This is a genomic window from Salinirussus salinus, assembly GCF_009831455.1.
Taxonomy (GTDB): domain Archaea; phylum Halobacteriota; class Halobacteria; order Halobacteriales; family Haloarculaceae; genus Salinirussus; species Salinirussus salinus.
On sequence record NZ_WOWO01000001.1, the window covers coordinates 577,991 to 597,967 of the forward strand.

General features: G+C 69.7%; 17 protein-coding genes and 1 tRNA gene. 12 read left to right on the forward strand and 6 right to left on the reverse strand.

Annotation, left to right across the window (positions count from 1 at the left end; translation table 11 throughout):
- Positions 1–2 precede the first annotated feature (2 nt).
- Complete coding sequence (locus tag GN153_RS02900) at positions 3–887, forward strand: succinate dehydrogenase/fumarate reductase iron-sulfur subunit (RefSeq protein WP_159899592.1); 885 nt, start codon at positions 3–5, stop codon at positions 885–887.
- Positions 888–1,134: 247 nt separating this feature from the next.
- On the opposite strand, the gene GN153_RS02905 is transcribed toward GN153_RS02900, so the two are convergent.
- Both GN153_RS02905 and GN153_RS02910 read right to left on the reverse strand, forming a co-directional pair.
- A complete protein-coding gene (locus tag GN153_RS02905) occupies positions 1,135–3,312 on the reverse strand; it encodes a heavy metal translocating P-type ATPase (RefSeq protein WP_159899594.1) in 2,178 nt (725 codons plus the stop codon).
- 90 nt (positions 3,313–3,402) lie between these two features.
- A complete protein-coding gene (locus GN153_RS02910) occupies positions 3,403–3,831 on the reverse strand; it encodes a universal stress protein (RefSeq protein ID WP_159899596.1) in 429 nt (142 codons plus the stop codon).
- Positions 3,832–3,907: 76 nt separating this feature from the next.
- On the opposite strand from GN153_RS02910, the gene GN153_RS02915 reads away from it, so the two are divergent.
- Positions 3,908–4,129 (forward strand): glycosyltransferase, encoded by a 222-nt coding sequence (locus GN153_RS02915; RefSeq protein WP_159899598.1) that lies wholly within the window; start codon positions 3,908–3,910, stop codon positions 4,127–4,129.
- Positions 4,130–4,268: 139 nt separating this feature from the next.
- Here GN153_RS02915 and GN153_RS02920 read toward each other — a convergent pair whose 3' ends face one another.
- Together GN153_RS02920 and GN153_RS02925 are read right to left on the reverse strand one after the other, a co-directional pair.
- Positions 4,269–6,194 (reverse strand): glycosyl hydrolase family 28-related protein, encoded by a 1,926-nt coding sequence (locus tag GN153_RS02920; protein WP_159899600.1) that lies wholly within the window; start codon positions 6,192–6,194, stop codon positions 4,269–4,271.
- Between the two features lie 259 nt (positions 6,195–6,453).
- On the reverse strand, positions 6,454–7,818 hold the full coding sequence (locus tag GN153_RS02925) for a M20/M25/M40 family metallo-hydrolase (protein ID WP_159899602.1): 1,365 nt from the start codon (positions 7,816–7,818) through the stop codon (positions 6,454–6,456).
- Between the two features lie 292 nt (positions 7,819–8,110).
- Here GN153_RS02925 and GN153_RS02930 point away from each other — a divergent pair, with 292 nt between their 5' ends.
- Positions 8,111–9,961: an FAD-binding protein gene (locus tag GN153_RS02930; RefSeq protein ID WP_159899604.1), complete on the forward strand. Its 1,851-nt coding sequence runs from the start codon at positions 8,111–8,113 to the stop codon at positions 9,959–9,961.
- Positions 9,962–10,266: 305 nt separating this feature from the next.
- On the opposite strand, the gene GN153_RS02935 is transcribed toward GN153_RS02930, so the two are convergent.
- Positions 10,267–10,351 (reverse strand) — tRNA-Leu (locus GN153_RS02935).
- A gap of 157 nt (positions 10,352–10,508) precedes the next feature.
- Here GN153_RS02935 and GN153_RS02940 point away from each other — a divergent pair.
- Together GN153_RS02940 and GN153_RS02945 are read left to right on the forward strand one after the other, a co-directional pair.
- The gene (locus GN153_RS02940) at positions 10,509–11,003 is read left to right on the forward strand and encodes a helix-turn-helix domain-containing protein (RefSeq protein ID WP_159899606.1); all 495 of its coding nucleotides are present in this window, start codon (positions 10,509–10,511) and stop codon (positions 11,001–11,003) included.
- Positions 11,004–11,044: 41 nt separating this feature from the next.
- Positions 11,045–11,593 (forward strand): HAD family hydrolase, encoded by a 549-nt coding sequence (locus tag GN153_RS02945; RefSeq protein WP_159899608.1) that lies wholly within the window; start codon positions 11,045–11,047, stop codon positions 11,591–11,593.
- A gap of 60 nt (positions 11,594–11,653) precedes the next feature.
- Here the strand turns inward: GN153_RS02945 and GN153_RS02950 are convergent, their stop codons facing one another.
- Complete coding sequence (locus GN153_RS02950) at positions 11,654–11,869, reverse strand: DUF5822 domain-containing protein (RefSeq protein WP_159899782.1); 216 nt, start codon at positions 11,867–11,869, stop codon at positions 11,654–11,656.
- A gap of 173 nt (positions 11,870–12,042) precedes the next feature.
- Between GN153_RS02950 and panB the strand changes: the two genes are divergently transcribed.
- The 7 genes from panB (at position 12,043) to GN153_RS02985 (ending at position 19,956) form a co-directional block, all read left to right on the forward strand.
- Complete coding sequence (gene panB, locus GN153_RS02955; protein WP_159899610.1) at positions 12,043–12,852, forward strand: 3-methyl-2-oxobutanoate hydroxymethyltransferase; 810 nt, start codon at positions 12,043–12,045, stop codon at positions 12,850–12,852.
- A gap of 44 nt (positions 12,853–12,896) precedes the next feature.
- Positions 12,897–13,907, forward strand: a complete 1,011-nt coding sequence (locus GN153_RS02960) for an alcohol dehydrogenase catalytic domain-containing protein (RefSeq protein ID WP_159899612.1) — start codon at positions 12,897–12,899, stop codon at positions 13,905–13,907.
- A gap of 221 nt (positions 13,908–14,128) precedes the next feature.
- Complete coding sequence (locus GN153_RS02965; protein WP_159899614.1) at positions 14,129–14,359, forward strand: DUF7127 family protein; 231 nt, start codon at positions 14,129–14,131, stop codon at positions 14,357–14,359.
- Complete coding sequence (locus GN153_RS02970) at positions 14,356–16,620, forward strand: CDC48 family AAA ATPase (RefSeq protein ID WP_159899616.1); 2,265 nt, start codon at positions 14,356–14,358, stop codon at positions 16,618–16,620. The genes GN153_RS02965 and GN153_RS02970 overlap by 4 nt, the downstream gene beginning before the upstream one ends.
- Positions 16,621–16,827: 207 nt before the next feature.
- Complete coding sequence (locus GN153_RS02975; protein ID WP_159899618.1) at positions 16,828–18,222, forward strand: glycosyltransferase family 4 protein; 1,395 nt, start codon at positions 16,828–16,830, stop codon at positions 18,220–18,222.
- Entirely contained in the window at positions 18,209–18,916 is a 708-nt protein-coding gene (locus GN153_RS02980; RefSeq protein WP_159899620.1) for a class I SAM-dependent methyltransferase, read from the forward strand. The genes GN153_RS02975 and GN153_RS02980 overlap by 14 nt, the downstream gene beginning before the upstream one ends.
- Complete coding sequence (locus GN153_RS02985) at positions 18,913–19,956, forward strand: prenyltransferase (protein WP_159899622.1); 1,044 nt, start codon at positions 18,913–18,915, stop codon at positions 19,954–19,956. The genes GN153_RS02980 and GN153_RS02985 overlap by 4 nt, the downstream gene beginning before the upstream one ends.
- Positions 19,957–19,977: the final 21 nt, after the last annotated feature.

Sequence of the window (19,977 nt, forward strand, 5' to 3'; positions counted from 1 at the left end):
CAATGAGTACACTCGAACACGAGGAGCCCGAGACGGAGACCGAGACCGAGACCGAACCGGAGTTCGACCAGGAGGGGGCCGTCGGGGCCGCCCGGGCCCTGGAGGAGTCCTACGGCGAGGAGCGCGCCCGCCGGGTCGACGAGGACCTGGAGGACGCCGACGAGATAGTCGAGCTGAAGGTGTTCCGCTACGACCCCGAGGTCGCGGGCAAGGAGGAGCCCCGCTTCGACTCCTTCCTCGTCCCCTTCCACAAGGGGATGACGGTGCTCGACGCGCTGATCTACGCCCGGGACTACTACGACTCCTCGCTCACGTTCAGACACTCCTGCCAGCAGGCCGTCTGTGGCTCGGACGCGCTGTTCGTCAACGGGCGCCAGCGGCTGGGCTGTAAGACCCAGCTCGCGGACCTCGAGGACCCGGTGCGGATCGAACCGCTCCCCCACCAGGAGGTCGTCAAGGACCTCGTGGTCGACATGGAGCACTTCTACGAGCAGATGCATGCGGTCGAGCCGTTCTTCGACCCCGACGACCTGCCCGAGGGCGAACTCGAGGAGCAACGGCAGTCACCCGAGAACCGCGAGAAGGTCAAACTCTCGACGCGGTGTATCTGGTGTGGCGCCTGCATGTCCTCCTGTAACATCGCCGCCGGCGACAACCAGTATCTCGGCCCCGCGGCGATCAACAAGGCCTACCGCTTCGCGATGGACGAACGCGAGGGCGAAGACCGCAAGCAGGAACGCCTTCGGATCATCGAGCAGGAACACGGCGTCTGGCGGTGCCAGACCCAGTTCTCCTGCACCGAGGTCTGCCCGAAGGACATCCCGCTGACCGAGCACATCCAGGAGCTCAAGCGGGAGTCGGTGAAGAACAACCTCAAATTCTGGTGATTTCGGGTTCGCGTGCGTCGGTCGGGCGACAGTACGTGCGGGATACGACACGTGGCGGTCCGACGCATGAGGGTCTGCCAGCGCAGCCGTTTCCCGGCAGCGAGCGGATAACTCTCGTCTTCGGTGACCGTCTCGGCTTGCGGTGGCGCTATCACGGATCCGGGACCGGACCCGAGGCTGCACCTTCCTGTTCGAGCTTATCCGCGACGGCTTACTGACCGAAGCAGTGGAGTCGCGCCCCGCGTGCCTAGCCACGGAAGCCGAGCAACCGGAGGCCGTTCAGGGACACGAGAACCGTCGAGCCTTCGTGGCCGACGACGGCGAGGGGGAGCGGGATCCCCTGGAGCAGGATCGTGCCGACCATGAGCGCGATCGCACCGAACGCGATGGCGAGATTGACGGTGAGCGTCCGCCGGGTCTTGCGCCCGAGACCGAGGACGTAGGGGATCTTGCTGAGGTCGTCGCCCATCAGTACCACGTCGGCAGTGTCGAGCGCGACGTCGGTGCCCGCCCCGCCCATCGCCACACCCAGCGTCGCGGTCGCGAGTGCCGGTGCGTCGTTGACGCCGTCGCCGACCATTGCCACGTTCTCGTGTCGGTCGACCAGGTCTTCGATAGTCGCCACTTTCTCCTCCGGCAGCAGCTCCGCCTGGACTTCGTCGATGCCGACTTCGTCGGCGATCCGCTCGGCGACGCGCTCGTTGTCGCCGGTCAGCATGACGATGTGTTCCACGCCGAGCGAGCGGAGGTCTGCGATCATCTCGGCAGCCCCAGGGCGAACGGTGTCGGTGAACGCGAGCCACCCCGACACGGTGACTTCGTCCCGACCCTCCCGGACGACGATGACGCCCGTTTTGCCCTCCGATTCCAGCGCTTGCAGTCGGTCGAGGCCGGGTTCGATCCCCTCGATAGCGGTGTCTTCAAGCACGGTTCGAAAGTAACTCCGGTTTCCGATGTGGACGGTGCTGTCTTCGACTTCAGCCCGGACTCCCTTCCCGGCGACTGACTGAAACCGCTGTGCCTCGGGGACGTCGAGTGACCGCTCTTCGGCCGCCGCCACCGTCGCACGAGCGAGGTGATGCTCCGAGCGGGCCTGCACCGCGGCCGCGAGCGAGAGCAGGCCGTCGTCGGTCAGTGCTCCGTCTGCCTTCTCGCGGACGAGGACATCGGTCAACCGCGTATCGCCCCGGGTGAGCGTCCCCGTCTTGTCGAACGCGACCGCGTCGATATTCGCTGCCGCCTCGACGTGTTCGCCGCCCTTGAACAGGACGCCCTGCCTGCCGCCGGAGGCGATCGCCGACAGGACAGCCGCGGGCGTCGAGATGATGACCGCACACGGCGACGCCGCGACCATCAGCGTCATCGCACGGTAAAACGCGCTCGTGAACTCGCTCCCGAGCGCCAGCGGAACAGCGATAGCCGCGACCGTGAGCGCGAACACGCCCAGGACGTACGGCTGTTCGAGGCGGTCGATGAGCCGCTGTGTCGGCGCCTTCTCGCTCTGGGCGCGCTCGACCATGTGGATGAGGCGGCTGATCGCCGACTCGTGAGCCTGCCGCGTGACTTCGATTTCGAGGCTTCCGCTTTCGTTGATCGTCCCGCCGAACACCTCGTCGCCGGGCGCTTTCGGGACGGGCACGGACTCGCCGGTGAGCGAGGCCTGGTCGACCGTGCCCTCGCCGGACGTGACCACGCCGTCGAGCGGGATCTTGTCGCCGGGGCGGACGACGAACACGTCGCCGACGGCGACCTCGTCGATGGGGACGGTGACTTCCTCCCCAGCGCGCAGCACCTGCGCTTCGTCCGGCCGCATCTCGACGAGGGACTTGATCGCCCGGCGCGAGCGGCCGATCGCGTAGTGCTGGAGCGTGTTCGACAGCGAGAACAGGAACAGGAGCATCGCACCCTCGAACGGCGCCCCGATCGAGAGGGCCCCCAGCGCGGCGACGATCATCAAGAGGTCGATATCGACCGCGCCCGTGCGGAGCGTCTCGACCGCGCCTTTGAGACCGTACCAGCCGCCGAAGGCGTACGCGACGCCGTAACCGGCCCACACGAGCGGGAGCGGGCCGTCGAACAATCCTGTGACCAGGCCAGTCACCATCCCGAACAGCGTCAGACCGACGAACACCGCCTCCCGCCTGAGTTCCGAGCGGGAACTCACGCTATCGGTGTCCGCCTCGGGGTCGTCCCGGACCGAGACACCCCGGTCGCGGACTGCGTCCCGGATCGTTTCTTCGGTTGTGACTTCACCGTCGTAGGTGACCCGGACACTCCCCGTCCGGAAGGAGACGTCGACGTCGTGGACGCCCGGGACCCTCTCGAGGTGTCGCTCGAGTGCCCGCCTGCCCGCCTCGCCACGGCCACCCCGCCGTTCGATGCGGACAGTACACGTCGACAGCGCGGGGGACTCAGTAACGGCCACGTTCTCTACCCCACTGAGTTGCCAGGGCTTGGCGTGTCGGAGACGCCAACGGGTCCGCCACCGATACGGACTCCGTCCGGTCTGACCGAGTCATCCGATTATCGTCACCGGGATCCGTGCTCGACGAGTGACCGTCTCGGCAACGCTTCCGAGGAGCGTCCGGTCGATCCCCGAGCGACCGTGACTCCCCATGACGATCTGATCGATGCCGTGTTCGTCAGCGTATTCGAGGATCGCTCGTGCCGGTCTGCCGACTTCTGTGGCAGTACCGAGGTCGATACCGTGTTCTGCCGCGAGATCCGTGGCCGTCGCGTGGATGCTGGATGCGCGCTCTCTGGCGTTATCGTACCAGTCCCTGGCGACTGGCAAGCCGCCAGCCTCCACATCGATCACCGAGTCGACCGGATCGATGACGTAAATCGCAGTGAGGGTTGCATCCGGGAAGTTCTCGATAGCGTACGCGAGCGCACGCTCGGAGAGCGGCGACCCGTCGAAGGCGACGAGAACGTTGTCAGGCATACGAAACGATTCGGTGCGGGCCGGGAAGAGTGTGCTGCCCAGAACACCGCGGCGCTCGACCGGATAGTACGCGACCGTGATACCGGGACTGGTCAGCGCCTACGCCCACCGCGAACGGGCGCTGCTGATGGGCGCGCTCAGCGACCCCGGCGACGCGACGGCACTCGCGGAGGGGATCCGGACCCTGGTCGATTCCCCGGGACTGAGAACCGAGACCGCGGAGAGCGGACACGAGCGAGCAGCGGACTTCTCTCTCGGAAGCATAACTGACGCATATCTCCGGTTGTACAACCGATAACGGTCCGGGCGGCGAGGGCGGTCGACCTCCGTTTCCGGAGATGCCGGCCCAGTCTCCGCGCGCCGGGGTCCTGGTTTGCGATACCCGCTGGGCTACTCGCCGGTCCGAAACCTGTCGTCTGGCCGCGGGTCCTGACCCGTTATCCCTTCTGTCCGATGTCTACAGTGAGCGCAAACGTCACGTCCCGCGTCGGGTCGGCGTCGGTGTTGATGCTCAGGCTCTCGCTGGTGAGGTCCGAGACCCACCAGTGACTCGCTGCACCGAGCGGTCCCGTCGGCGTCACTGTCACGTCGACCGGATCCGGGGCCGCGAACAGCGGTACCGGATAGCTCCAGGACGTGGAGGTCGACCCGCTCGGTACCGTCGCCGTCCCCTCGGCGTAGGTCCGGGCCAGCCGGCTGCCGTCGGGGCTGGTGCCGTCGAAGAGGTAGTTGTCCTCGATAACCCAGTCGCGCGTGAACGCGGTGTCGAGTTCCTCAGGGTCGCCGACGTCGAACCCGACGTTTCCACGGACGACCGCGGGGTTCGTGCCGGATTTCATCTCGTATCCGATGTTGGCGCCCCTGACGGTGTTCCCTTCGACCAGCAGCCCTGTCCGGGTTCCGTCGAGTAACACGCCCCTGACGAGCCGTTCGCTTCCGCCGACCACCGTGTTGCTCGAGACCTCCGTCGCGTCCTCGGCTTTTATTCCGTTTGCAGGCCAGTCCGCTACGGTGTTGTTCCGGATCCCGACCCCCGTCCCTGCACTGTCTCGTACCTGGATGGCACCGGGGCCGGCCCCCGGGGAACTGTGCCCGAGACAGATGTTGGACTCGACCGCACACGCGACAGTCTCCCTGCCGTCGGCAGACTGTGTGTTGTCTACCGAAACGTGCCGGGAGGTCGGTGCCCGGGAAACGTTCCAGAAGACGCCGCAGGCATCGCAGGCACCGTCCAGAACGAGATTCCACTCGCAGCCTTCGACGATGTTCCCGGCTATCAACCCGTCGGTGCAGTTTTGCGCGCCCGTCACGTCGTTCCCCCAGAACTGGACGCCCGAGTCCGCTCCACCCCTGACGTAGTTGCCGACGAGACGCAGTCGCTCCCCTCCGAACGAGGCGATACCGGCCGCATCCTCCCCGTTTACGTCGACGCCGAGACTCCGACAGATGGACTCGTTTTGTTCCCTGTCGTAGGTGACTGCTGTCGCGATATCGCTGCCGCCCGACCCCCACGGACCGCCGCCCGACTCCGCCTTGAGCACTGACTGGAACGGCGTCTTGCCGACGAACGCCCGCCCCTTCCGGTCGACCGATTCGGACACGAGGTACGTCCCGGACGGGAAGAACACCACGTCACCGACGCCGACGGCATCGCGGGCCGCGCGGACCGCCGACGTGTCGTCGGTCTCGCCATCACCCGCGGCTCCGTGGGCCGTCACGTCGGCGTGAGGGCGGCGTCCGGTACGCTGCTCGCCGGCGCGGAGCGCGCCACCGACCGCCGCACTGTCGGGCGTGTACAGGCCGAGGCTGTCGGACGAGCCCGCGACACCCTTGACGCCCGCCCCGCCGGGGGCGTCGGTGTAGCCCTCGACGCCGGCTGCCGCGCCCGAGGTCGCGGTGGCCCGGCCGAACACACCCGCCCCGTCCGGGGAGTCCACTTCACCGTGTACCCCGCGTGTCCACCCCGAGCCAGCGCGCGCGTATCCGTACAGCCCGCGCCCACGCTCGGAGTCGCTGACGCCTTTGACACCGATCGTCGGCCCGGAGTCGGCGGGCGTGTACCCGAACACCCCCTTGCCCTGTGAGGAGTTGGCGATCCCCTGGATAGCCTTCGTCCAGCCGTCGGCGGACGAAGCGCGGGCGAACAGGGCCGTCGCGCCGTCGGCCTGGGACACCGCACGCAGTGCGTGTGTGGTGTCCCCCGTGACGTTGATCTCGAGGCCGAAGTCGGCGGCGGGGTCGCCCTTCCAGGTTTCCCCGAGGTGGTCGCCGTCCGCGGCCGCGGTCTGAGCGCTCGCACCGGTGACCAGGCCCAGCAGACCTATCGACTGCAGGAGCCGGCGTCGCGAAGGAGAGCCTCCCATCGGTGTAGTCACCCTCAGAAAATGTCACGAATATCTTCTAACTATTTGGCACTTACATCGCGGTTTCCGTGACCTGGCGGTTCGTCGGGAATCCCCTCGTGTGGCGTCATAAGTGACGGTTACCGGGCCGCAGTCGACAACTGTCCGGTCACGGCGGCCGTTCGGTACGGAGCGGTCTCCGACGGACTACCCGGGTCCGCCGGCTTCCGGCGGCCCTCCGACAGCACGACGGCGAGAGGGACGGTGACGGAGCGCCGACTCACTCGCCCGGTTCCGGCCCACTCCCGCCTTCGTAGCCCTCCAGTACTTCGAACAGCCGGTCGGCTCCGAACTCGACGGCCTCGACGGGTACCCGCTCGTCGGCCGCGTGGATCGTCTCCATGAACGAGAAGTCCTCGGGCAGTTGCAGCGGCGTGTACCCGTAGGACTGGACGCCGACCCGCGAGAGGTGGCGGCCGTCGGTCCCGCCGGCCATGACGTACGGGACGGCGGTGGCCGTCGGGTCCGCGCGTTCGAGGGTGTCCGCGAGCAGGTCGAACAGACCCGCGTCGGTCTCGGAGGGGAACGCCTCGTAGCGGAGCGTCTCGAACGCGAACTCCACGTCGTCGGGGACCAGTTCGCGCAGTTCGCGCTCCAAGTCCTCGGCGGTCTGGCCGGGCAGCAGCCGGCAGTCGAGCGTCACCTCGACCTCGCCTGGGATGACGTTCTCCTTGTCGCCCCCGCGGACGACCGTCGGCGCGGCGGTGTTGTGGAGGATCGCGTCGAAGATCTCCCCCTCCGGGCCCAGCGCGTCGAGCGCCTCGTCCGTGCGCTCGGGGTCGAGCAGGTCCCGCACCAGCGCTTCGGTCTCCCCGTCGAGTTCGGCCGCGACGGCCTCGACCATCTCCTCGACGGGCGGGATGACGTGGACGGGCAGCCGGGAGCCGGCGATGGCGTCGACCGCGCGGGCCATGTCGGCCATCGCGCCGCCGTCGCCGGGCATCGAGGCGTGGCCCGCGGGCCCGGAGAAGGTGAGCTTCGACCAGCAGATCGCCTTCTCGTTCATCTGGACGGGGTAGAACCGCTCGCCGGCGATGGTCATCGGGAAGCCGCCGAACTCCCCGAGGGCGTACTCGACGTCCGCGAACAGTTCGGGATGCTGCTCGACCATGTACGCGGCGCCCTCGTCGCCGCCGGCTTCCTCGTCGGAGAGGACCATCACCATCAGGTCGCCGGCGAGGTCGACGTCCTCGCGTGCGGCCCGCAGCGCAGCGGCCAGCAGCATCGCCACGCCGCCTTTCATGTCCAGCGTCCCGCGGCCCCAGACGAAGCCGTCCTCCACCACGGCGTCGAAGGGCGGGTAGGTCCAGTCCTGTCCCTCCGTCGGGACGACGTCGACGTGGCCGTACAGCAAAAGCGGCGGGGCGGGACCGTCGCCGGGCAGCCGGGCGACGAGGTTCGGGCGGTCCGGGTCGCTGGCGTAGGTCTCGGTCTCGAAGCCGGCGGCGTCGAGCAGCCGTTCGGTCCACTCGACGCAGGCGCGCTCGTTGCCCGGGGGGTTGGTGGTGTCGAAGCGGACGAGCCCCTGGAGCAGCGTCACGGGGTCGTCGGCGAGGCCGGGGTCAGGGTCCGGAATCTCTCCCATGGCTTTTCCCGGCCCGAGAGTTCCAAAAGCGTTCGGGTGGGTCCGCAGCGACGACCCGGCGACGCCGTCAGCCGCGGCGCCGACAGCGTGGTGAAGGCCCTCGATATCGGGGGCCGGTGGCCGGGAAGACGCCGGAAGCATTTACTTTCCGTAGACCGGAGACGGAGGTACGACCGAGCGCGGGCACGCGAGCGCGAGGGGGTTCGAGGCGTCGTCGGGGCGCCGACGGGTCCCGCAGTGCCGCCGGGCCCGCAACCGGAACCATTAGAACACTCCAGTCAACCCTTCAACTATGTACGAACACGACGTCATCGTGGTCGGCGCGGGCGGCGCCGGGCTGCGCGCGGCGATCGCGGCACACGAAGAGGGAGCGGACGTCGCGCTTGTGACCAAGCTCCACCCGGTGCGCAGCCACACCGGGGCTGCCGAGGGCGGGATCAACGCCGCCCTCCACGAGGAGGACTCCTGGGAACTGCACGCCTACGACACGATGAAGGGGTCGGACTACCTCGGCGACGCCCCCGCCATCGACACCTTCGCCCAGGACGCCCCCGACGAGGTCATCCAGCTCGAACACTGGGGGATGCCCTTCTCCCGCGAGGAGGACGGCAAGGTCTCCCAGCGCCCCTTCGGCGGCCTCTCCTTCCCGCGGACGACCTACGCCGGCGCCGAGACCGGCCACCACCTCCTCCACACGATGTACGAGCAGGTGGTCAAGCGGGGGATCGAGGTCTACGACGAGTGGTACGTCACGGACCTGGCGGTCACCGACCACGACGACCCCGAGGACAGGGTCTGTTACGGCTGTGCCGCCTACGACATCAAGACCGGCGAGGTCGCTGGCTTCCACGCACGGGACGGGGTCATCCTGGCCACCGGCGGCCCGGGACAGGTCTACGACCACACGACCAACGCCATCGCCAACACCGGCGACGGGCCGGCGATGGCCTACCGGGCAGGTGTCCCGCTGGAGGACATGGAGTTCGTCCAGTTCCACCCCACCACGCTGCCCTCGACGGGCGTCCTGATCAGCGAGGGCGTCCGCGGCGAGGGCGGGATCCTCTACAACGGCGAGGAGGAGCGGTTCATGTTCGAGCACGGCTACGCCAACAACGAGGGCGAACTCGCCTCGCGTGACGTGGTCTCCCGCGCGGAGCTGACGGAGGTCAACGAGGGGCGGGGCATCGAGGACGAGTACGTCCACCTCGACATGCGCCACCTCGGCGAGGAGCGGATCATCGACCGCCTCGAGAACATCCTCCACCTCGCGGAGGACTTCGAGGGGGTCGACGGGCTGGACGAGCCGATGCCGGTCAAGCCCGGCCAGCACTACGAGATGGGTGGCATCGAGACCGACGAGAACGGCGAGACCTGCATCGAGGGGCTGTACGCCGCCGGGGAGTGCGCCTGCGTCTCGCTGCACGGCTCGAACCGGCTGGGGGGCAACGCCCTGCCCGAGCTGCTGGTCTTCGGCGCCCGCGCGGGCCACCACGCCGCCGGCGGCGACATGGCCGAGGCGGAGATCCCGACCGGCCCCTCCGCGAGAAGCGAGGACGGCGCCGTCGACACGCCCGTCGAGCCCGGGGCAGTCGAGCCCGCGACCGGCGACACCGTCGCGGACGGCGGGGAGGTCCGGTCCGATGGGGGAGCTGTCGCAGCGGCCGAGGAGGTCGTCGAGCAGACCGTCACCCGGGAGCGCGAGCGCGTGGAGACCCTGCTCGAGGAGGACGGCATCAACCACGCCGAGGTCCGGGACGACATCCAGGAGACGATGACCGAGAACGTGAACGTCTTCCGGGAGGAGGACAACCTGAAGTCGGCCCTGGAGGACATCCGGCAGGCCCGCGAGGCCTACCAGGACGTCGCGGTCTCTGACCCCTCGCGGACGTTCAACACCGACCTCATCCACACCATCGAGACCCGCAACGTCATCGACCTCGCGGAGGCGATCACGCTGGGTGCGCTGGCCCGCGAGGAGTTCCGCGGGGCCCACTGGCGCAAGCAGTACCAGGAGCGCCGGGACGACGAGTGGCTCAAGCACACGATGCTCGAGTGGAACGGCGGCGACCCCGACCTCTACTACAAGCCGGTCATCCTCGAGGGCGAGGAGAAGACCTACGAGCCGAAGGAACGCTCGTACTGAGCGCCTCGCCGGTGCGTCTCCGATTTTCGGAACTGGATCCGGACGCACAGCCGGCGCTTTCGTGGGTGTGAAACGCAGATAAGGGGTGGGGGGTGGGGGTGGATGCTGGCACCGTGAGGTGCCACACCGGAGGTTTGGAGTTCGTGGTAATAAATATTCCGCCAAGATATCAGTACTGATATCTGGGTGCCGGGACGGACCGGGGGCTGGCGGGTCGTCCTTGAGAGGAAGTTTGCGTGGGTGCTGATTCCCGGTGGGGAACGCACCTCGCACGTGGCCCGCTCGCGTTCGCTCGCGGCCAGTAGTGCGTGGGACCGGATTTGAACCGGCGGACCCCTACGGGACAGCGCCCTCAACGCTGCGCCGTTGGCCTGGCTTGGCTACCCACGCACTGATGCACTCGGCAGCCAAGACTTCCAGTCGGGCCATAAAATGGCTTTCCATTCCAGTACGGCGGGGCCATCCGTCGGCTGGGGGGACGAGCGAGCGGGCGCCTCCCCGGCGGGAAAGCGGACGTTTCAAGGTGTCAAACACGGTAGAGTGAGACATGGCCAAGTACTCGACCGGGAGCGGGGGCGGCGGCTCCGGCGGGAGCTGCGAGCTCTGTGGCGCCTCCGACGTGGAGTTGCGGACGGCGACGGTCGCGGGCGCGCGGCTGGAGGTCTGTGACGACTGTGCCGAGCACGACGACGCCGGTCCGGCCGACGCCGGCGGTGACGGCGGCGACCGCGACCGCGCAAAGCGGGCCGCGCGCAACACCGCGAAGGTCCACGACGCCGCGGCTGCCGACCCCGAGCACTGGGAGGACGGCGCCGACTACGACGACGACCAGCTGCCCTACCTCGTTCCCGACTACGCCGACCGGCTCACCGACGCCCGCCAGGACGCCGGCTACCAGCTCGGGGAGCTGGCCGAGGAACTCGACGTCGACGAGGCCGACCTGCTCGCACTGGAACAGGGTCGGGCCACCCAGGCCGGCGTCGGGGGCTCGACGGTCGGCGCCCTCGAGCGGTTCCTCGACGTCGACCTGGCCGACGAGTGAGGAGCGAAGTCCCTTTGCTGGGTGCCCTCCTACGACCGACCGTGACTGACCAGCAGGCACAGAGCGAGTACGACGCTCTCGTCTACGACCTCGACGGGACGCTCGTCCGCCTGGACGTGGACTGGGGGGCCGTCACCGAGGAAGTCGCGGCGGTGCTGCGGGCCCGCGGGCTGGAGACCGAGGGGTCGCTGTGGGACCTCCTCCAGCGCGCCGAGGAGGCGGGCGAGCGCTACCGGCGGGCCGTCGAGGACGTCATTGCCGACCACGAGCGAGCGGGCGCCCGCAGCGCCGACCGGCTCCCGCTTGCCGACGAGCTTCCCGCGGGCGTGCCGACCGGCGTCTGCTCAATGAACTGCGAGGCCGCCTGCCGGATCGCCCTGGAGCTACACGGGCTCGACGGCCACGTCGACGCCGTCGTCGGCCGGGACACCGTCACGGCGCACAAGCCCGACCCCGAACCCCTGCTGGCGACGGTCGACGCGCTCGGGGCCGGCCCGCAGGCGACACTCTTCGTCGGCGACTCCGACAGCGACCGCGTCACCGCCGAGCGCGCGGGCGTCGACTTCCAGCCTGTCGCCGACCGGCGGTGACTGCCGGTGTCTGCCGGCGCTCGTCAGCGTCCGGAGACGCGAGCCAGCACTCGCCGGCGGTCAGTCGCTTTCTCGTCCGTCGTCGGCGCCCTCGGCGGGCTCGCGGTACCGCCGTGCGTAGGCGTAGGTAGCGACCGCGGTGACGAACCAGACGACCGCCCCCACGCGGACCGCGAAGGCCGCCCGCGAACCCCAGTCCGGCAGCCGGACTCCGAGCGAGAGCGCGGCCACGAGCGGGGCGCCGACGACGATCGTCAGGACGAACGTCACCTGCATGACCCACCCGAAGTCGACGCCGTCGGGGTCCGTCCGTTCGACCTCTGGAGTCACGGGTGGGCTTGGCCGGCCAGCGACAAGCCCCTGCCGGTTCGTGAGTCGGTCGGCCGCCCCGCCCCAGCCCCTCGCCGGCTTCCCGGAAGGCCTTAAGGGTCGGGCGTCTACCGCCGCGCATGACGACCGTTCGGGACCTCCGGGCGAAGGCTGGCGAGGAACCTATCACGATGCTCACCGCCTACGACGCGGTGACGGCGTCGCTGGTCGACGCCGCGGGCGTGGATATCGTTCTCGTCGGCGACAGCATGGGCAACGCGGTGATGGGTTACGACTCGACGCTTCCGGTCACGGTCGACGAGGTGGCCTCGCGCACCGGCGCGGTCGCGCGCGGCACCGAGGACGCGCTCGTGGTCGCCGACATGCCCTTCCTCTCGGTGGGCGTCGACCGCGCGGACGCCGTCGAACACTGCGGCCGGATGCTCAAAGAGGAGAACGCCCACGCCGTCAAGGTCGAGTCCGGTCCCCACACGGTCTCCCTGACCGAGCGGCTGACCGACCTGGGGGTCCCCGTCATGGCCCACGTCGGCCTCACCCCCCAGCAGGTCCACCAGACGGGCTACGCCCGCCAGGGCGTCGAGAAAGAGCGCGCCCGGGAGATCGCCGAGCTGGCCCGCGAGCACGAGGAGGCCGGGGCCTTCGCCTGCGTGCTCGAACACATCCCCGCGAACCTGGCTGCGGGGATCACCGAGAAGCTGTCGATCCCCACGATCGGCATCGGCGCCGGGCCCGAGTGTGACGGTCAGGTGCTCGTTTTCACCGACGCCGTCGGGCTCTCGGAGGGGTCGCCGCCCTTCGCCGAGGCCTTCGGGGACGTGCGCGGGGAGATGGAAGCCGCACTCGACTCCTACGTCGAGGCTGTCGAGGACGGCGAGTTCCCGGGTCCCGAGCACAGCCGGACCGTCGACGAACTGGACGAGCTGTACTGACGGCCTCCCGAACCGTCTTTACGCTCGGGGTGGATGGGTGGGCCATGCGCGTCGCAGCATTCACCGAGCTGACCGGGCCCGAGGGCGTGAGCGTCATCGAGCGGGAGACACCCGAGCCGGGCGCGAGCGAGGCAGTCATCGACGTCGAAGCCTGCTCGATCAACCGCCACGACCTCTGGATCCTCGACGGCGACACGCCGCGCGTGACCGACGACGACCTGCCCTTCGTCTCCGGGCTGGACGTCGCCGGCACAGTACGAGAGGTCGGCCCGGACGTCCGCGGCGTCGACCCCGGCGACCGCGTCGTCCTCTGCCCGAACGAGACCTGCGGGAGCTGCCGGTACTGCCGGGAGGGCCCCGAGAACCTCTGTGAGCGGTTCTCGCTGTTTCACGGCGGGCTGGCCGAGGCCGCCCGCGTTCCGGCCGACCGGCTGCTCGCGCTCCCCGGGGGAGTCACGCCCGTCGAGGCCGCCGCGGTCCCGACGGCCTACATGACGGCCTACCACATGTTCCGGCGGGCAGACGTCGAGGCCGGCGACCGCGCCTTCGTCCCCGGCGCGACCGGCGGCGTGGGGGTCGCAGCCGTCCAGATCGCCGACGCGCTCGGGTTGGAGGCGGTCGGCACCTCCTCCTCGGGCCGGAAACTCGACCGCGTGCGCGAGCTGGGCCTGGACCGCGGGATCGAGTCCGCGGACGTCGACGAGATCCGCGAGGCAGTCGACGGCCCTTTCGAGGTCGTGATCAACCACCTCGGCGGGGAGTACACCGGTCTGGGGCAGGCGGTGCTCCGGCGGGGCGGGACCATGGCGGTCTGTGGCCGGACGGCCGGCGGCGAGTCGACCGTGGGGGTCACCGACCTCTTCCTCCAGCACAAGCGCGTCGTCGGATCCACGATGGGGACCCAGGGCGACCTCCGCCGGCTCCTGGGGCTCGTGGCCGACGGGGAGATCGACCCGGTCGTCGACGAGACCTACCCGCTCGAGGAGACGGGCGCGGCCTTCGCCGCGATGCGGGACCGCGACCAGGTCGGCAAGCTCGTCGTCCGGCCCCAGTAGGGCCGGCCGGGTTCGCCGTCCCGGACACAGCCCGCTCCCCGGTACGTGTGTTACCCCCGTTCTGCTGTCCGTCCACAGACCACGTCTGCAGCGAACCCTGCGCTCCCGCTCGCGCCGCGGGTCGTCCCCGAACCGCAAACAAGTGACTCTTCAGTAGCCCGGTCACGTCTTGCGCTGTCAGAACAAGATTTATATATTACTGTTACTTACCTGTAGTTAGCATGACTGTGTTACAGCAGTTCGAGGAGGAGGGCATCGACGCCCGTCGCTTCGAGTACGAGGACGGGTTCGTGTTGGCTGCGGACTTCGGTCGTGGCACGGACGCGGCCGTCGACGTCGTCGACGGGACGGTCATCGTCGTCGCCGGCGACGACCACCACGAGTTCGAGGTTGACGACGACGCGCGAGTGTTTATGAACAACGGCGTCCTCACTATCGAGGTGAATGCATGAGACTCACTATCAAACCCCTCAAGCAGAAGGACGCCGGCCGCGGCCTGGCGGCCATCGACCGGGCGGCCATGTCCGAGATGGACCTGGAGAACGGCGACTACGTGGTCATCGAGGGTGAGGGGCGCGCTGTCGCGCGCGTCTGGCCCGGCTACCCCGAGGACCAGGGCAAGGGCGTCGTCCGGATCGACGGCCAGCTGCGCCAGGAGACCGGCGCGGGCATCGACGACTCCGTCGCCGTCGAGAAGGCAGACGTCAAGCCGGCCACCAGCGTGACCGTCGCGCTCCCCCAGAACCTCCGGGTGCGTGGCAACGTCGGCCCGATGATCCGCTCGAACCTCTCGGGGCAGGCGGTGACCGAGGGCCAGACGGTCCCCGTCTCCTTCGGGCTGGGGCCGCTGTCCTCGATGTCCGGACAGAAGATCCCGCTGAAGATCGCGAGCACCGACCCCCAGGGAACCGTCGTCGTCACTGACTCGACGGAGGTCGAGGTGACCGACCAGCCCGCCGAGCAGATCACCGGCGAGCCCGCGGGCAGGGAGACGACCGCCCCCGACGTCAGCTACGAGGACATCGGCGGGCTCGACGACGAGCTCGAGCAGGTCCGCGAGATGATCGAGTTGCCGATGCGCCACCCCGAGCTGTTCCAGCAGCTCGGCATCGAGCCCCCGAAGGGCGTCCTGCTGCACGGCCCGCCGGGCACCGGGAAGACGCTGATGGCCAAGGCCGTGGCCAACGAGATCGACGCCTACTTCACCAACATCTCGGGGCCGGAGATCATGTCGAAGTACTACGGCGAGAGCGAGGAGCAGCTCCGGGAGGTCTTCGAGGAGGCCGAGGAGAACGCCCCCGCGGTGGTGTTCATCGACGAGATCGACTCCATCGCCCCCGAGCGCGGCGAGACCAGCGGTGACGTGGAACGCCGCGTGGTCGCCCAACTGCTCTCGCTGATGGACGGCCTCGACGAGCGCGGCGAGGTGATCGTGATCGGCGCCACGAACAGGGTCGACGCACTGGACCCCGCGCTCCGCCGTGGCGGCCGGTTCGACCGCGAGATCGAGGTCGGCGTTCCGGACAAGGGTGGCCGGATGGAGATCCTCCAGGTCCACACCCGCGGGATGCCTCTCTCGGAGGCGGTCGACCTCGAGGAGTACGCCGAGAACACCCACGGCTTCGTGGGCGCTGACATCGAGCAACTCGCCAAGGAGGCCGCGATGGGTGCCCTGCGGCGCATCCGGCCGGAACTCGACCTCGAAGAGGACGAGATCCCCGCCGAGACGCTCGAGAAACTCGAAGTCACCGAGAGCGACTTCAAGCAGGCGCTGCGGGGCGTCGAGCCCTCCGCGCTGCGTGAGGTCTTCGTCGAGGTTCCCGACGTCACCTGGGAATCGGTCGGCGGCCTCGAAGGGACCAAAGAGCGGCTCCGGGAGACCATCCAGTGGCCCCTCGAATACCCGGAGGTCTTCGAGCAGATGGACATGCAGGCCGCCAAGGGCGTCCTGCTCTACGGCCCGCCGGGCACCGGCAAGACCCTGCTGGCGAAGGCCATCGCCAACGAGGCCCAGAGCAACTTCATCTCCATCAAGGGGCCGGAGCTGCTCAACAAGTACGTCGGCGAATCGGAGAAGGGCGTCCGGGAGGTCTTCGAGAAGGCCCGGTCGAACGCGCCCACGGTGGTGTTCTTCGACGAGATCGACTCCATCGCGGGCGAGCGGGGCCGCCACGCCGGCGACTCCGGCGTCGGCGAGCGGGTCGTCTCCCAGCTTTTGACCGAGCTCGACGGGCTCGAGGAGCTGGAGGACGTGGTCGTCATCGCGACCACTAACCGCCCCGACCTCATCGACGCCGCGCTGGTCCGTCCCGGCCGGCTGGACAGGCACGTCCACGTGCCAGTCCCCGACGAGGAGGCCCGCCGGAAGATCTTCGAGGTCCACACCCGCGGCAAGCCGCTCGCCGAGGGCGTCGACCTCGACGACCTGGCCGCCCGGACCGACGGTTACGTCGGCGCGGACATCGAGGCGGTCTGCCGGGAGGCGTCGATGGCTGCGACCCGGGAGTTCATCAACAGCGTCGACCCCGAGGAGGTCGACGACACCGTCGGGAACGTCCGGGTGACGGCCGAGCACTTCGAGGAGGCTCTCGGGGAGGTCGGCCCCAGCGTCGACGACGACACCCGCGAGCGCTACGAGGAGATCGAAGAGCAGTTCCAGACCCGCGAGCCCGACCAGGCCGAGGAAGGGCAGGTCAGCCGCACCTTCCAGTAACGCCGTCCCCGGTACGGGGCGGCGCCGAGTTCGCGTCCTTCCCGTCTCTGCTGTCCTCTCCCCGCCGAGCACGTAGCTTTTTGCCGCTGGCCGCTCTGGCCCCGGCTGTGAGACCCCTCTCGCGCGTGGAACCGCCTCTCCCGCCGGCACCGAGCCGCTCGAAAGCGAAACCACTATGATTCCGTTTTTTGTTTCTTGGGGCAACCGATGGTGAGAGGCGCGCTTCGACGGCTGCTGTCGGGGACGCTCGGCGCCAGCGTCTCCTCGGAGGCCTCGCGGCCGTCGGGGGTCGGACCGGCGGCGACCGGCCGGACGGACGCTGCCGACGCGACGACCGTCGACGGCGACGACCCCCTCGAAGTCTGTCTGCTGAGTTACCGCAGCGACCCCTACTCCGGCGGCCAGGGCGTCTACGTGAAGTACCTCAGCCGGGCGCTGACCGACCTGGGTCACTCGGTCGACGTCGTCTCCGGGAAGCCGTACCCGGACCTGGACGAGGACGTCCGGCTGGTGAAACTCCCCGGGGAGAACGTCGTCGACGAGCTCGACCGCCTCGGGCAGTTCGAGCCCGCGTACCTGGCCGACCCGACGGCCCTCTACGAGTGGCTCAGCGCGCTCACCGGCGGGTTCCCCGACCCGTACGCCTTCGGACGGCGCGTGCTCGAGCACTTCGAGGCCCGCGAACCCGACTACGACGTGGTCCACGACAACCAGTCGCTGTGTTACGCCCTGCCAGAACTCGAAAAGCGGGGCTACCCGGTCGTCGCGACGGTCCACCACCCGATCACGGTCGACCGGGAGGTCACCCTCGCGGAGGCCGACGGGCTCCGCGAGCGCCTGCTCGTCCGGCGGTGGTACCGCTTTCTCCGGATGCAGCAGGCGGTCGTCCCGCGGCTCTCACACGTCGTGACCGTCTCCGAGGCGGCGCGCCGCCGGACCGTGACGGACTTCGGCGCCGACCCCGACGCCGTCCGGGTCGTCCACAACGGCATCGACACCGACGTCTTCGAGCCCCGGGACCGCGGGGACGAGGCTGGCGGCCCCGCCGACGCGGCCGAGTACCGCCTGATGACGACCGTCAGCGCCGACGCCCCGATCAAGGGGGTGCGCTACCTCCTCCGGGCGTTCGCGCGGGTCCGCGAGGCCGTCGACGCCGAACTGGTCGTCGTCGGGGAGTTCGACGAGGGTGGCGACGCGGAAGGTCTGGTCGAGGACCTCGGGGTCGGCGACGCCATCGCCACTCACTCCGGGATCAGCACCGACCGGCTGGTCGACCTCTACGCGAGTGCCGACGTCGCCGCGGTCCCCTCGGTCTACGAGGGCTTCGGCCTCCCGGCGGGGGAGGCGATGGCCTGCGGCGTCCCGGTGGTGGCGACCGACGGCGGCGCCCTGCCCGAGGTCGTCGGCGACGCGGGCGTGCAGGTCCCCGCCAGGGACGCCGGGGCGCTGGCGACCGCTATTCTGGACCTGCTCGAGGACCCGGACCGCCGGCGCCGGCTGGGACGGCGGGGCCGCGAGCGCGTGGTCGAACAGTTCGACTGGGAGCGGGCCGCACGCGAGACGGCGCGGACCTACCGGCAGGCCATCCATGGAGACGGTTGAGTTCGACCGGCTCCCGCTGGGGCCGGGGACGCGCGTGCTCGACGTCGGCTGTGGCGAGGGCCGCCACGCCGTCGCCGCCGCCCGCGACGCCGGCGAGGTGGTCGGCGTCGACCTCGACCCCGAGCGGCTCGCGGCCGCCTGGGAGGACTACGACGCGTATGCGGACGGAACGCCCGGAACCTTCCTCCGGGGTGACGCGCTCTCCTTGCCCTTCGCTGACGACGCCTTCGACGTCGTGGTCTGCTCCGAAGTGCTGGAACACATCCCCGACCACGAGGCCGCCATCGCGGAACTCCGACGGGTCTGCCGGTCCGGCGGGGCGCTCGCGGTCAGCGTGCCCCGCGAGGGTCCCGAGCGGGTCTGCTGGCTGCTCTCCGAGGAGTACCACCAGGTCGAGGGCGGCCACGTTCGGGTCTTCGACCGCGACGAGCTGCGCGAGGCCGTCGAGGCGCAGGGCTTTCGGCACCTCGGGAGCCACTTCGCACACGCGCTGCACGCCCCCTACTGGTGGCTGAAGTGTCTCTGGTGGGGCCGTCACGAGGACCCCGACGAGCAGCCGCTCCCGCTGCGGGCCTACGAGCGCTTTCTGGAGTGGGACGTGCTGAACGACCCCCGCCCGGTCCGGGTGCTGGAGGGCGCCCTGGACCCGCTGCTGGGAAAGAGCGTCGTCCTCTACTTCGAGGCAAACGGATGAGCGAGCCCGACCTGCTGGACCCGCGACTCGAACCCAGCGCGGCCTACATCGCCGAGACCCAGCGCGAGGACGGGCTGATCCCCTGGTATCCCGACGGCCCCGCGGACCCCTGGGACCACGTCGAGAGCGCGATGGGGCTGTCGGTCGCGGGCCGGACGGACGCCGCGGAGCGCGCCTACGCCTGGCTCGCCGACGCCCAGCACGACGACGGCGGCTGGTGGGCGGCCTACGGCGGCGAGGAGTCGAGTCCGAACGGGCACGAGGGCGAGGAGCCACGCAAGGAGACCCACCGGGCGGCCTACGCCGCGGTCGGAGTGTGGACCCACTACCGCGTGACCGGCGACCGCTCGTTCCTCGCGGAGTACTGGCCGACCGTCCGGGACGCGCTCGACTTCGCCCTCGCCCAGCAGACGCCCACGGGGGAGGTGTACTGGACCGTCGACGCCGAGGGCGAGCCCCACCGCGACGCGCTTGTCAGCGGCTGTGCCTCGGTCTACAAGAGCCTGGAGTGTGGGGCGGCCGTCGCGGGGGCGCTGGACCGCGAGGACGCCCGTGGGCGCTGGCTCGACGCGCGGGCTCGCCTGGGTGAGGCGCTGCGGGAGCACCCCGACCGCTTCGACCGCACCTGGGAGAGCAAGTCCCGCTACGCGATGGACTGGTACTATCCCGTACTCTGTGGCGTTCTCGACGGCGACCGGGCCCGCGAGCGCCTCGACTCGGGGTGGGACCGCTTCGTCGAACCGGAGCAGGGCTGTCGGTGCGTGGCCGACGAGCCCTGGGTGACCGTCGCCGAGTCCTGCGAACTCGCGCTCTCCCTCGCAGCGGTCGGCCGGCGCGAGCGCGCCCGCGAGCTCGTCGAGTGGCTGTTCGAGTGGACCGACGAGGAGGGTGTCTTCTGGACGGGCTACCAGCTCGAGGACGGGGAGTTCTGGCCGGGCGAGCGGCCCACCTGGACCGGCGGGGCCGCCCTGCTCGCCGACGACGCGCTCGCCGACCGGACACCGGCCAGCGACGTCTTTACCGACCACCGCCCGGAGTGAGCCTGATGCCGGCCTCGGGCG